The organism is Streptomyces sp. Sge12 (genome assembly GCF_002080455.1).
Lineage (GTDB): Bacteria > Actinomycetota > Actinomycetes > Streptomycetales > Streptomycetaceae > Streptomyces.
Genome location: NZ_CP020555.1, coordinates 5736567 through 5749276 on the forward strand (window position 1 = coordinate 5736567; position 12710 = coordinate 5749276).

General features: G+C 69.9%; 11 protein-coding genes. 7 read left to right on the forward strand and 4 right to left on the reverse strand.

Translation table 11 applies throughout. The annotated features are described in order from the left end of the window. The 6 genes from B6R96_RS25715 to B6R96_RS37345 are packed head-to-tail and all read left to right on the forward strand — an operon-like array spanning position 1 to position 7656. The gene (locus tag B6R96_RS25715; RefSeq protein ID WP_081523759.1) at positions 1-804 is read left to right on the forward strand and encodes a hypothetical protein; all 804 of its coding nucleotides are present in this window, start codon (positions 1-3) and stop codon (positions 802-804) included. After that, complete coding sequence (locus tag B6R96_RS25720) at positions 801-2273, forward strand: hypothetical protein (protein WP_081523760.1); 1473 nt, start codon at positions 801-803, stop codon at positions 2271-2273. The genes B6R96_RS25715 and B6R96_RS25720 overlap by 4 nt, the downstream gene beginning before the upstream one ends. After that, positions 2270-3721, forward strand: coding sequence for an SCO6880 family protein (locus B6R96_RS25725; protein ID WP_237291523.1), 1452 nt, complete (start codon positions 2270-2272; stop codon positions 3719-3721). Before B6R96_RS25720 ends, B6R96_RS25725 begins: the two co-directional genes overlap by 4 nt. Positions 3722-3726: 5 nt before the next feature. Continuing rightward, positions 3727-5331: an ATP-binding protein gene (locus B6R96_RS25730; protein ID WP_081525255.1), complete on the forward strand. Its 1605-nt coding sequence runs from the start codon at positions 3727-3729 to the stop codon at positions 5329-5331. Further along, positions 5328-7073, forward strand: coding sequence for a type IV secretory system conjugative DNA transfer family protein (locus B6R96_RS25735; protein ID WP_081523761.1), 1746 nt, complete (start codon positions 5328-5330; stop codon positions 7071-7073). Before B6R96_RS25730 ends, B6R96_RS25735 begins: the two co-directional genes overlap by 4 nt. After that, the gene (locus B6R96_RS37345) at positions 7063-7656 is read left to right on the forward strand and encodes a DUF4913 domain-containing protein (protein ID WP_237291524.1); all 594 of its coding nucleotides are present in this window, start codon (positions 7063-7065) and stop codon (positions 7654-7656) included. The genes B6R96_RS25735 and B6R96_RS37345 overlap by 11 nt, the downstream gene beginning before the upstream one ends. Positions 7657-7779: 123 nt before the next feature. Here B6R96_RS37345 and B6R96_RS39015 read toward each other — a convergent pair whose 3' ends face one another. From B6R96_RS39015 to B6R96_RS37350, 4 genes are all read right to left on the reverse strand, one after another. Further along, complete coding sequence (locus B6R96_RS39015; protein WP_384511546.1) at positions 7780-8037, reverse strand: DUF6225 family protein; 258 nt, start codon at positions 8035-8037, stop codon at positions 7780-7782. A gap of 173 nt (positions 8038-8210) precedes the next feature. Continuing rightward, on the reverse strand, positions 8211-9302 hold the full coding sequence (locus B6R96_RS25745; RefSeq protein ID WP_159396363.1) for an NAD-dependent epimerase/dehydratase family protein: 1092 nt from the start codon (positions 9300-9302) through the stop codon (positions 8211-8213). Between the two features lie 192 nt (positions 9303-9494). Further along, on the reverse strand, positions 9495-10817 hold the full coding sequence (locus B6R96_RS25750; protein ID WP_081523763.1) for a hypothetical protein: 1323 nt from the start codon (positions 10815-10817) through the stop codon (positions 9495-9497). Then, positions 10810-11487, reverse strand: coding sequence for a hypothetical protein (locus tag B6R96_RS37350; RefSeq protein ID WP_159396364.1), 678 nt, complete (start codon positions 11485-11487; stop codon positions 10810-10812). Before B6R96_RS37350 ends, B6R96_RS25750 begins: the two co-directional genes overlap by 8 nt. Before the next feature lie 74 nt (positions 11488-11561). Between B6R96_RS37350 and B6R96_RS25760 the strand changes: the two genes are divergently transcribed. Further along, positions 11562-12044 (forward strand): HIT family protein, encoded by a 483-nt coding sequence (locus B6R96_RS25760; protein WP_081523765.1) that lies wholly within the window; start codon positions 11562-11564, stop codon positions 12042-12044. Positions 12045-12710 lie beyond the last annotated feature (666 nt).

The window sequence follows — 12710 nt, forward strand, 5'->3', positions numbered from 1 at the left end:
ATGTCGCGGACGAGGGGGACGTGGAACACCAAAGGCATTTGGGCCGCCGGCGTAGCGCTGGCCGCGGTCCTGGTCCTGACGGCCTATTCGATGCTGGCCGGAGGCGACGGCGGGGCGGACGCCCCGGCCAAGAGCGGGGCGAGCGCCAGCCCGGGAGCGACCGGTGCGGCGAGCCCCGCGCCGACGTACGCGGCGCCGGCGGACTGGACCGAGCCCGAGCGGTGGACGGCGCTGCCGCGGGGGCAGCGCACGGACGACCGCGGGAGCCAGGTCGGATTCCCGCACACCGTGGAGGGCGCCGCGGCGATGGCCGCGGCCGCCAGCGCCACCCGCATCGAGGGCGAGACGTCCACCACGGACGAGCAGCTGCGGATCTACCACTCCTACATGGGCAAGAGCGACCAGACCGCGGAGAACGCGAAGAAGATCGACACGGCCGGGCAGCAGGCCGATGCAGCCCTGTCCCAGGAGATGGGCGTGAGCGCCGGGCAGCCCCTGCCGTCCGGTGCCTACGTGCGCGGCACCGTCGTCGGCTACAAAGTGGTCAAGAAGGCAGCCGACGAGGTCAGCGTGTGGCTGCTGACCCGGGTGGTCCAGAAGACCGGGGAGACGAAGCAGGAGGACGGCTCCTACACCCGCACCCTGCTGGGCGTGCAGTGGCAGGACGGCGACTGGAAGCTGACCGCGGCCGCCACCAGCCGGGCCCAGCAGGACGTCGCGGGCGAGGCCCAGCCTCCGATGGTCGCGCCCGGCGACGCGGAGTTCAACACGGGCGGCTGGACGGCCATCCGGGAAGCGTCGTGAGACGGCGCCTGGCGGGCCTGCTGCTCGCCCTGGCCGCCGTCTTCGCGATGTCGGTGTCCGCGCCGCAGCCCGCGGCCGCCGACCCGATCTCCGGCGGCATCAACGTGGCGTGCAAGGTCGGCGCCGGCGCTGTGGTGGGCACCATCCTGGGGCCCATCGGAGGGATAGCCGGCGGATTCGGCAGCGGGAACCTCTGCGACAAGGTCAGCAAGGCCGCCTCCGAGAAGATCAAGGAGGAGTGGAACAACGTCAAGAAGAGCATGCTGGGCGACATCATCGTCGCCATCGAGGACGCGGCGAACTGGGTCCTCAAGAAGGTGCTCACCGTGGCGCTCATGGGGCCGTCGGTGGACCTGGAAGGCACCGGCCTGTGGGGCGGGAAATCCACGCTCGCGGGCATGCTCATGTGGCTCGGGCTGGTGATCGCAGCAGCAGGGGTCATGTGGCAGATCGGCAAGATGGCCCTCACCGGGCAGGCCAAGCACGTGGGCCGCTCCATGCTGGGGTGGGTCGAGAACATGGTCCTGTCCACCATCGGCGTGAGTCTCTTCGCGACGCTGCTGGTGATCGGAGACGCCATCAGCACGGGCCTGGTGAACGCGACGTTCGCCGACGACAACGCAGCCTTCGAGCGGATCATCGCGGTCATGATCCCCAAGGGCGTCGGCAACCCGATTCTCATGCTCGGCATCGTGCAACTCATGGTCATCGTCGGCTTCGTGCAGCTGGTCATGGTGTTCTTGCGCCAGAGCGCCATTCCGATCATCTGCCTGCTTCTGCCCGTGGCCGGCGGAGGACGGACGGGCGGCGACGTCACCCGCCAGTGGGCACCGAAGCTCATCACCAGCGGACTCGTCATCGTGGCCTACAAGCCGATCCTCGCGATCATCGTGTGCACGGGCTTCAGCGAGTTCGGCAAGAGTCAGACCCTCGCGGAATGGCTTCGCGGCTGCGCCACCCTGCTCCTCGGGGTACTCGCCCCCGGCCCCCTGAGCAAGATTTTCGCGCCCTTCGGCGCTGCGGTCGGCGGCGGAATGGCCATGGGCGGGGCCAGTGGCGCCCTGGGCGCTGCCGCGGGCTTCCTCGGCGACAAGGTCGGTGGCGACGGTGGTGGCGGTGGCGGTGGCGGCGGTGGCGGGGAGCCGGCCAGCCCCGTGCAGCGCGCACAGTACGTCGAGCAGAGCATGGGCCCGCAGGGCGGCGGTGGCCAGGACGGCACCGCGGGCGCCGACGCCCAGGCCCAGGCCGCCCGGAACGAGAGCGGCAGGATTCCGGCCCAGGCCACGGGCGAAGAAGCAGCCGTCGGCGCCGGCAAGACCGCGGCCACGACCGGTACGGCAGGCACAGCCGCTTCTACCGGTACGGCTGCTGCAGCAGGCCCGGCTGTGCTCGCAATCAAGGTCATTGACGGCGTCAACGACACCGTCCAGGGAGCAAGTGGACAGATGGGCGGGGGTAATCAGCAGTGACGGCTCACGAGGTGCCGCGGACCCTGATGGTCGAAGGGTTCCGTACCCGGCGGAGCTTCGGCTTCGGCGGGCTCTCCAAGGGCGCCACGATCGTCGGGGCGATGGTGCTGCTTGCGGACGGGGTGATCGGCACCCAGGCGCCGATCACCCTGTTGGTCACCCTGCCGCTGACCCTGGCGGGGTTCGGGCTTGCAGCCGCCCGCCGCCACGGCATGTCCGCGCTCTCCTACTACTGGGCGAAGGCGTCGTGGCGGCGGGCCACCCGGATCGAGGCCACGTCCTACCGGCGGCTGCTGCTGCCGCACCCGTACGCGCTGGACCTGCCCGGGGTGGGCGCATCGTCCACCCTCATCAAGGCGCACGACCCGACCTCGGGCAAGTCGGTCGGCGTCGTCCACGACCGGGTGACAGGGCGGATGACGATCAGCACCCTGCTCGCCCCGGGCGGCAGCCTGATGGCGCCCACCAGCTCGGTGCAGAGCAGCCTGCGCACCTGGGGATCGGTGCTGGACGCCATGAGCACGGACGAACTGATCAGGGGCGCGTCCGTGACGATCCAGATCACCCCCGGGGCGGGGGACGCACTCGGTGACGACGTGGCATCCCGTCAGGACCCGGACGCGCCGGAGCTGGCCAAGGCCATCATCAGCGAGCTGGTGCGCACGACCCCGCGGGCCACTGCCTCGGTGGCGTCGTGGATGTCGGTCACGGTGGACCCCAACGCTGCCGCGAACCCGCCCACGGACCTCGCCGAGCAGGTCGGGGAGGCATTGAAGACCGTCGACTCGCTGGACCTGTCCGGTACGGGCACCGACATCGAGCGGCGCGCCACCGACGTGGACCTGCGCCGCCTGGTGCGCAGTGCGTACGACCCGGCCGTCTTCAACGCCCGCGACAGCGATTTCTCCGACCTCAGCTGGTCGGAGTGCGGGCCGCAGGCCGCCGACGACGGATGGGAGGAATACGCCCACGACGGCGGTGTGTCCCTGTCGTACGTGCTGCGTGAGATGCCCCGCCGGCCGATCGCGTACAGCGTGCTCCTGCCGCTGCTGGCGCCCGGCAAGTTCCAGCGCAGGATCACCCTCGCCTACCGGGTGCTCGACCCCTACGAGGGCGAGGCGGTGCTGGAGCGGGAGATCAGCCACGCCCACCAGCGGGCGCAGGCGACCGCCGAGGTCAAGGGCCGCGCGAAGTGGTCCCAGCGGGCCGACACCCAGCGCGCGGAACAGGCCGCGGCCCAGATGGCCGGCGGCTCCCAGGTCGCGGACTGGACGCTCATGGTGACCGTCACCGCCCGCACCGCCACCGACCTGCCCGCCGCGCGCCAGGAACTCGACCGCGCGGTGAAGGCCATGCGCGGCATCCGCATGCGCCCGGCCTACGGAGCTCAGGCTGCGGTGTTCGCGGCCGGGCTGCCGATCGGCTACAACCCGCTCGTTAAGGACTGATGATCATGGCGCGCACGCCGAAGCCGCCGTCGGTGACCACGCCCAAACGCGTGACCCGTACGGTGGAGCAGGCCCCGAGCCGCGAGGAGCGCCGGGCCGAGAAGAAGCTGCGGGACCGGTTCGCCCCCCGGCTCGGCTGGGGCGGCCGGTTCGGCGGGAGGGTACCCGTCGAGGACACCGGTACCGTCTACACCGGCCCCACCACCCAGGCCAGCGGGGTCTATCCGTTCCTGCTGGGCTCGGGCCTGCCGCCGCGCGGCGTCCCGGTCGGCCGGGACGTCCTGACCGGCGAGCTCGTGTGCATAGACCCGTCCGGCTGGACCGGAAAGCTGACGACCAACCCTGGCGTGTGGGTGATGAGTCAGCCCGGCGCCGGAAAGTCCGCGCTGGTCAAGCGCGTGTGCCTCGTCTACTCGTCGTACGGCCACATGGTGTGTGTCCCCGGGGACGTCAAAGGCGAGTACAGCACCCTGATCTCCGAGCTGGGCGGCTCCGTCGTGCGGATCGGAGACGGCATCGGCCGCATCAACCCCCTGGACTCCGGCCCGCTCAAGGGCCGCGTCCACACCCTGCCCGTCGAACGCCGGCAGGCACTGCTCGACGTCCTCAACGGCCGGAGGTTGGAGACCCTGGTCGCCCTGCTGTCCACCAAGGTCGGACTGGGGCGACCGGCGGACGAGATCGAGCGCAGCGCACTCGACACCGCCGTGCAGATAGCCTCCGCCGCCCACGAGTCGGGCACCGACCCGGTCGTCGCGGACGTCGTCCAGGTCCTGCGCCACGGGCCGGAGGAACTGCGGGCGAAGCTGTCCGCGGACGGCGAGCGCTACCGGGACCTGACCCGCTCGGTGATCGCCGGACTCGACAACCTCATCGGCGGCCCGCTGCGCGGCCTGTTCGACGGCCCGACCACCACCCCGCTCGACATCAACGCGCCCGCGGTCTCCGTGGACATCTCCGCCCTGCGGGCCCGCGGCAACGAGGTCGTCAGCGCGGGCATGATCGCCACCTGGGCATACACGTACAGCAGCATCGACAGCGCCCGCTCGATCGGCCTGATGGACCGCAAGCTCGTACTCCCCATGGACGAGATGTGGCGCGCGCTGCGCTCGGGTCCGGGCCTGGTCGACGCCATGGACGCGATCAGCCGCCTCAACCGCGTCACCGACGACGTGACGATCTACGTGACGCACTCCCTGCTCGACGTCGAGGCGCTGCCGACGGAGATGGACCGGGCGAAGGCGCGCGGCCTGATGGACCGCTGCGACACCTGGGTGATCGGCGCTTCCTCGGAGGAGGAGCTGCAGCGCGTCACCGGCAAGCGGTCCCTGACGGAGCAGGAGCGGATGATGATCGGTTCGTGGTCGTCGGCGACCTCCACCGGCCTGGACATCGACCCCAGCTACAGCGACGACGAGGGTGCCGGGGACAGCAGCCGCCAGGTGGAGGAAGAAGGAGCCCGCCACCCGGGCCGCGGAAAATACATGATCAAGGTCGGGGCGAGGCCCGGGATCGCCTGCGCGCTCGAGCTGACCGTGACAGAGCAGCGCCTTTATCGCACGGACACCAACCAGCGACGGACGACGACGTCGGGGAGCGGCAGCCGATGATGACCGAGAACGACCGCGCATGGGCCGCCGGCGGCATCTTCCTCGGGGGCGCGGTGACCCTGTCGGTCGCGACCTGGGCGGGGGCGGCGGCCGGCGCGCTGCTGACCGGGGAGGACGTAGCCTCCTTCCCGCTCTCCCTGGTGGCCGCCTGGCAGATGGCCTCCGACTGGTCTGGGGCCTGGCCGCACTCGCAGACCGCCTCCGCCGTCGGCGCCGCCCTGTTCGACGTCGCCGTCGTCGCCCTGGTCGTGTGGGCACTGCGGGTGACCTTCCGCTGGTTCCGCAACCCGGCCGGCCTGGCCACCCTGCACCAGGTCCGCGAGCTCACACCCAAGCACGCGGCCCGCACCGCGACCCGCCTGCGGATCTCCCTGAGGAACACCAAGCCGAAGGACCTCCCGGCCCGCGACCGGGGAGTACTCCTCGGCGACCACCTGCCGTCCGGGGTGGAACTGCGCGGCTCGGACGAGGACACGTACGTGGCCATCATGGCGCCGCGCGCCGGCAAGTCCACGTCGCTTGCCATCCCGGTGGCCGAGGAAGCGCCCGGCGCCCTGCTGATGACGTCCAACAAGGCGGACGTCTACGCCGCGACGCTGCTCTCCCGTTCCCGCAAGGGCCAGGCCTGGATCCTCGACACCCAGGGCGTGGCCCAGTCCGAGCGGGAGATGTGGTGGGACATGGTCGCCCAGGCGGAGACGCTGGAGGGCGCCGAACGGCTCGCCAGCCACTTCGTCACGCAGATCACCTCCGAGCAGGCCGACCCGTTCTGGAGCCAGGCCGCGGGCGACCTCCTCGTCGGGCTCTTCCGCGCCGCCTGGTGGGAGGGCGGCAGCGTCCGCGACGTCATGAAGTGGCTGTCCGACCCCAAGGAGAAAGCCCCCCTGCGGGTCCTCTACCAGCACGAGCCGGTACTCGCCGAGCAGGTCGACTCGTCGATCAACATTGCCGAGGAGACCCAGTCGGGCATCTACCAGAACGCCCGGACCGCGATGTCCGCACTGCGCGACGAGGCGGTCCTGGCGTGGGTGACGCCGGACAAGCACCGCCCGTCCTTCGACCCCGAGCACTTCGCCACCAGCACGGACACGCTCTACCTGCTGAGCAAAAAGGGCGGTCCCGCCTCCGCCGTCGTGGCCGCGCTCGCGGACGCGGTCTTCACCGCCGGCGCCGAGGCGGGCGAGCGCCACGGCGGCCGCCTGCCCGAGCCGATGCGCGCCGTCCTGGACGAGGCCGCCAACATCTGCAGGATTGCCGACCTGCCCGATCTCTACAGCCACCTCGGCTCCCGGGGGATCACCCCGTTCGTCATCCTGCAGAGCTACCGGCAGGGCGTGAAGGCGTGGGGCGAGGTCGGCATGGACGCCCTGTGGTCGGCGGCGACGAAGAAGCTGATCGGCGTCGGCCTGGACGACGCCAAGTTCGCCGGCGACGTCAGCACACTCACCGGCGCGCACCACGTCGAGCGCGGCTCGTACTCCAAGAGCAAGGAGGGCTACAGCCGCAGCTACTCCGAACAGCGCGAACAGGTGCTCGACCCCGCAGAGATCCGCGCCATGAAGAAGGGCACAGCCCTGCTGATGGCCACCGGCATGCCCGTCGCCCAGATCGGCCTGCGCCCCTGGTATGCGGAGAAGGCCATGGCCCACATCGGCCCGCAGATGGCCGCCGAGGAACTCTCCATCACCAAGCGGGCCGTCGCAGCACACGAACAGAGGAAGGCGGCCCGCGGTGCCCGATGAGCCAGACCTTCCGGACTTCGAGGTGCCCGTCGCGCCCGTCCAGAACCTGGAAGACCTCAAGGCCCAGGTCGCCCGCCTCACGGCGCAGGTCCAAGCCCTGACCGAAGCCGCCGACGCGGACGAGGGCGAGGCCCCCGCAGACGACGGACCGATGGTCAGCGGCGAGGAGAACGGCGGACAGGAAGCGGACGAGGCGCAGTTCCCGCCGTTCATCCTGCTCCTCGACTCCCCGCAGTACGACGACGAGCTCCGCGCGCTGATCGAGTGGGTGGAGGGAGTACTCGTACCGGGGTACCTGGCCGAGCCGTCCGCCGAGGCCAGGTGGTGCCACGTGTGGTTCGAGCACCCCGTCGCCGTCGCGCGCATGCATGCCCTGTGGCTGGCCTGGCAGGAACTCACGGACCCTGCCACCTGCGGCTACACCGGACCGTCGGCCTGGCACCGAGACCATCTCGACCCCTGCCTGCGGGAACTGCGGAACTCCAGCGGTCCGTTCGCGGGTTGCACCAAGGGCGAGCACCAGATCGGCCACCGCATGCCCGGTGTCGTGCCCAGCGCATGGCGCCAGATCGCGGAGGACTGACCAGGAGCCGTGGCGGCCGTCCGGGAAGCCCGTCGGAGCGGTTGAAATGCCGTGCGCCCGGCGGGGAGCTTCCTCCCGTCGGGCGCACGGCACGTACGGGCCCGTCAGGGCCGTGAAATGGGCTTACTTGTCATTGTGGTAGAAGGCGCTGTCGGGGTAGGCCACACCGATCTGGAATTCGCGACTGGGTTGCGGACCGCGGCCGTCACCAGTGTCTTGTGAACCGAATCCTGCCGTAACGATGATGTAGTCCTGGACGGCATCGGAACCCGGCGCTGCCGGCCCGTACGCCAGCAGCGGGGTGTCAGCGGGGAGGTTCTCCAGCGCTTGGCGGAGTTCTCCAACGGTCCAACCTCGACTGGAGGTCTCTTTGTCAAACATAGTGGATTCGGTTTCCAATCAGGTTGTCTGGGCTGTTCGGAAGAGCGAGGCGACGCCGGGGGCGATTCCTGCAATGGAGTGCACGGCGGGGCCGAGCCCAGGGGACTTCGGGTGAACAGACCTTGCGGACTGGCGAACCGTCACACCCGCCCCTGCCTCGGCACCTACGGAACTCACCGGCCGCGGCCGCGGCCGCGCTGCTGTTGTGGCGGCGTCGTTCCTGGAACCCCAGGTGTGGTTCCGGGGTCGGCGGGCGGCCTGCGCCGTGGGCCGTCCGGTGTGGTGGTGGAGCGTGAACGGGCGGCACTGGCAGAGATTCTGGGTGTCCGGTCCCGGGCGGAGGACTCGGCGGAGGACTCGGCGGAGACGAGGTGGTTGCGGACTTCACGGACGCCTTGCGCGACGGTCCAGCCCGGCGTATAGCTGAGGCTGTTGAGTAGTTTCTCACCTGACACGGCATAGTCGCGTCGATCGTCCACCGTCGCTCGATAGTCGATACGGACGGGACCGGTATGGGCCGCCGAGGCCAGAGCCGCGACCTGCTTGAGTTGCATGTTTTCTGTGACGACGTTGAAGATCTGCTGGCGTGCTTCGCCGGGATCGGCCAGAACGCTGTCCACTGCTTGCGCGAGGTCCTGCACATGGACATGGGGGCGCCATGCCTCTGGGCCCATGACGGTTATCTCACCACGAGTGGTGGCCTCGTGAACGTATTGGTTGACGATGAGATCGAGTCGCAGTTTTGGGGATACACCGTAAGCCGTGCCTAGCCGCAGGACGGTGACGTTGACGTCGCCGCCCTGACTGAGGAGATAGTCTTCCGCCTCAACCTTGGTTTCGCCGTAGAGGGAGACTGGGTTTACGGGCGTGGTTTCGGTGGCGACGCCCCCGGTGTGACGGCCGTACACGCTGCAGGTTGAGCCGAAGACGAGGTGGTTGACGCCCGATCGGTCAGCAGCGTCAAAGAGCACTTTGGTCGCCTCGACATTCACCTGGCGGGCGAGGTCCGGCTCACGTGCGCTGGCGGGGTCGCCGACGATGGCGGCAAAGTGGACGATCGCGTCGACGCCTTTGACTGCCTCGGCGAGCGTCTGAGCATCACGGAGGTCTCCCTGATGGAAAGTGAAACCACCCGTGCTCTCCAGCTTCTGGGTCAGGTCGCTGGGACGGCTTGCCAGGCCCCGAACGTGGGCCCCGGCATCCATGAGCCGGGAGGCAACGATCAAACCGCTGTAACCAGTCGCTCCTGTCAGGAGTACACGCATGTAGGTTCCTTCACATCTGGGCCGAAAGACAGCTGAGTCGCCTCGCGCTGGCATCGGCCACCGCCCTGATTGAGCGGCGCGCCGGAACGAGTGGCCCGCCCGCTCCGTGAGCGGGCCACTCAGCGGTCAGCGTTCCGGGCCGGCCGCGTTGCTGCTGTGGGGCCGCCGTTGCCGGGGCGCACCGCACCCTCATCACCGGCCGCGGCCGCGCTGCTGTCGTGGCGGCGTCGTTCCCGGAACTCCAGGTGCGGTTCCGGGGGCGGTGGGCGGCTTGCGCCGTGGGCCGTCCGGTGTGGTGGTGGAGCGTGAACGGGCGGCACTGGCGGAGATTCTGGGTGCCCGGTCCTGCTGAGCCGCTTCGGCAGCCGACCGCGAGTGCTGCACTGCCCAGCCCTGCCCCGGCGTCCAGATGCTGCCTGAGGGGGCCGTGGGCAGGCTGTCCATGAACGCGCCGAGCTTCTCTCGGATCTGGTCCCAGTCGGGGTACTGATGCAGTTGCGGGGAGCCGCCACGGAGCCCGTCCAGTCCCTGCTTCCACGGCACCACCGGGCCCGAGCCAGTGGCGTCCTGCCCGTAGAAGCGGTAAGGGTCGGGGACGCGATCCATGCCCATCGGGCCCAGATTCCAGTTGCCATTCACCGCCTCGCGCATGTGGTCAGCGTCGATCTGGCAGGTCTGGAGCATGAAGTAGGCGTCAAAGACGTCCTTGTAGCGGTGCCACGGCCCGGCCGGGGCCTCCCGCAGGCCGCGGGGCTTGCCGGTCAGCAGCACGAGCTTGTCGGCCAGTTGGTTGACGGCGGGGTTCAGCAGTGGCTGGAACGGAGAGAAGCCGGGCAGGTCCAATGCGGTGATCGGGCGCTGGGCAGCGTCGGGACCTCCCGTGATGGTGACCTTGGCCGGCGGCTTGATGTCGACTTCGATGGGGATGGGGTCGTCCACCACAGGCGTGTGGCGGGGCCCGAACCGCGGGTCGACCGGCTGGGCGGTCACGATGCCCATAACCTGCCCGTTGGGGAAGACGTTCAAGTCATCGACGGTGTAGCGGACCAAGCCGCCCAGCCCGATCCCGTGCGCCGTCCCGGCGTGGTCCGGGGGCGCCGCGACGCGGCGGACCGCGCCCTCGACCGCGGTCCGGTACAGCTGGGCTGCGCGGTCCGGGTTCGGGTCGGTGACCGCGCTCGCGCACAGGTCGAGGTCGAAAGCGCTTCGCGGCATGAGGTACTGCTGCGGAATGTCCGTGACGCCAGGCACGCCGAAGTCGGCAGGCCAGTCGTTGCCCGCAGGACGGGCGGGCAGTGCCAGCGAGCCGATCAGCAACCAGCCCAGGTCCTGGTCGGCCGTGATCCGGTGGGCCAGGTCCGACATCAGCACCTGCTGCAGCGCCCGCTGTTCGTCGAACTCCGGGTAACGGGCGCGGTCCGCCACCGTCTGCCGGAAGTCCCGCCACTGTGGGAACGCCTCGCGGAACGTCCCATCGAGATGTTCGGCCGTCTCCAGTTCTCCGAAGTCAGCCATCTGCGCGGCCCTCCAGTGGTGCAGCGCTCTCTACACCGTCCACGCTCTGCAGCAAGGCCGAGAGCTGCTCAGCGCCGATGCCAAGCTCGTTCGTCGGTTGCGCCCCTCGCTCCAGAGCCTGCGCAAGCTCACTCCGGGTTGCCAGACCGCGGGCCAGGAAGTTGGTGGCGATCCGCCCGAGACCCTCCAAGTCCGTGCTCCCCTCGACAGCAATGTCGGCGAGGGTGCGCCCTGGCGCAGTTACCGGCAGCCCCGCCACCTCGCGGTACTCGTCCGGTTCCAGGCCGGCAAGATGCAACCGGACGCCCTCGCTCGGCGCCCCGATGTGGTCCAGCGGCACGGTGAACTCCGCTGCGGGCCCCGGCAGGTTCCCCACCCCGTAGACCCGGACGGCGGCCGTGTGGGAGACCACGCCCGCTGCCGGCAGCTCGCGGTCCCACGCCGCCCGATCAGGGTCCAGCAGCAGCCACTGGGCGTACAACCGCGGGAACGCCGGGCGCGCCCCGCCGCGCAGTCGGACGACTCCGGGCACGACGGGCTCGATCACGCGGGAGTCCAGCAGCTCTTGCAGGATGGCGGCGGTACCCCCGACGGCAGCGGCCTGCTGCTCGGTGACCAGGCCTGCCTGTCCCTCTGCCACGTCTCCGATACTTCCGATGATCTTCAGCATGGCATGAAGCCTATGCCAGCGATCTGACACCTCTCCCGATTTTCCTGGCCATCTGACCTGGTATCCATGGGGACATGGAACATTGGAAAGAAGACCGGACGGCTGCGGCCGAGCGAGGCGAGAACCCCACGGTGCTGGCCCGTATGCGGACCGGCTGGGCCGTGATCGGCGACACCCAGCACCTTCCCGGATACTGCCTATTGCTGTACGCGGGTGTCGCCAATCACCTGACGGATCTGCCCCGCGACGAGCGGGCTCGCTTCCTGCTCGACCTCTCCCTCCTCGGCGAGGCGGTCGAGACCGCGTGCGGCAAGCGGGACAAAGCCTTCCGCCGGCTGAACTACGAGGTGCTGGGAAACTCCTGGGAGCATCTCCACGGTCACATCCACCCGCGCTACGACTGGGAGCCGCCGCGCCTTCTCCACGGTCCGGTGTGGCGCTACGGAGACGAGCGGACCTCCTCGGAACACCGCCTGGGCCCACAGCACGAGCCCCTGCGGGCGGAGATCACCCGTGCGTTGACGGACATTCTTGCAGAGGCCTACGAGCAGCAATAGGCGCGACGACGCGGTGGGTCGTGGAGTGGTTGTCGAGTGGTTCGCGCCCTGCGGGTGCACTACGACGCTGGCGGCCCCCACCCTGCCCGCTTGGCGCGGATGGTCGTCGCGCAATGCCAGTCCGGCACGGGCCAGTGCGGAACACGGCGCGGTGTCAGCGACGCAAGGCCGCCTTCCGGCCCGACCCCCCGTCGCCGACCTCGGTGTACACGCGGCGGAGCAATCCAGGTGGCGGCCCTGGGGAAGCGGCGGAATCTCCACGACAACCAGGACCAGCTGTGGATCCGGAGCGGCCCGGCGTGGCGATCGTCTACGACACCAACGCGCTCAACCACCGGCCCCGGCCAGAGTGTGGGCGTGCGGGGGGACGCCACCTTGGAGGTGCGCATGCCCCGGACATGGAGATCCTTATGTGTGCTGCCGAACTCGACCAGCTCGGCGTGCAGACCCGAGTGCTGAGCAACGACTTCGGTCTGCACCTGCGCGCCCGGAGCATGAGCCCCGTCCCGATGTGGCTGCCTGCGGCCCAGCAGCGGAAGGACCACCGCAGCCCGCCCCGTGACTCCGCTCTGGGGCGAGGCCGCAACCCGTCTCCGGGCAGCGCGTATTCTCCGACATGATCTTTCCCCGTCTGCCCGTCTCCGAGTGAGGTACCTGTGCGTGCTC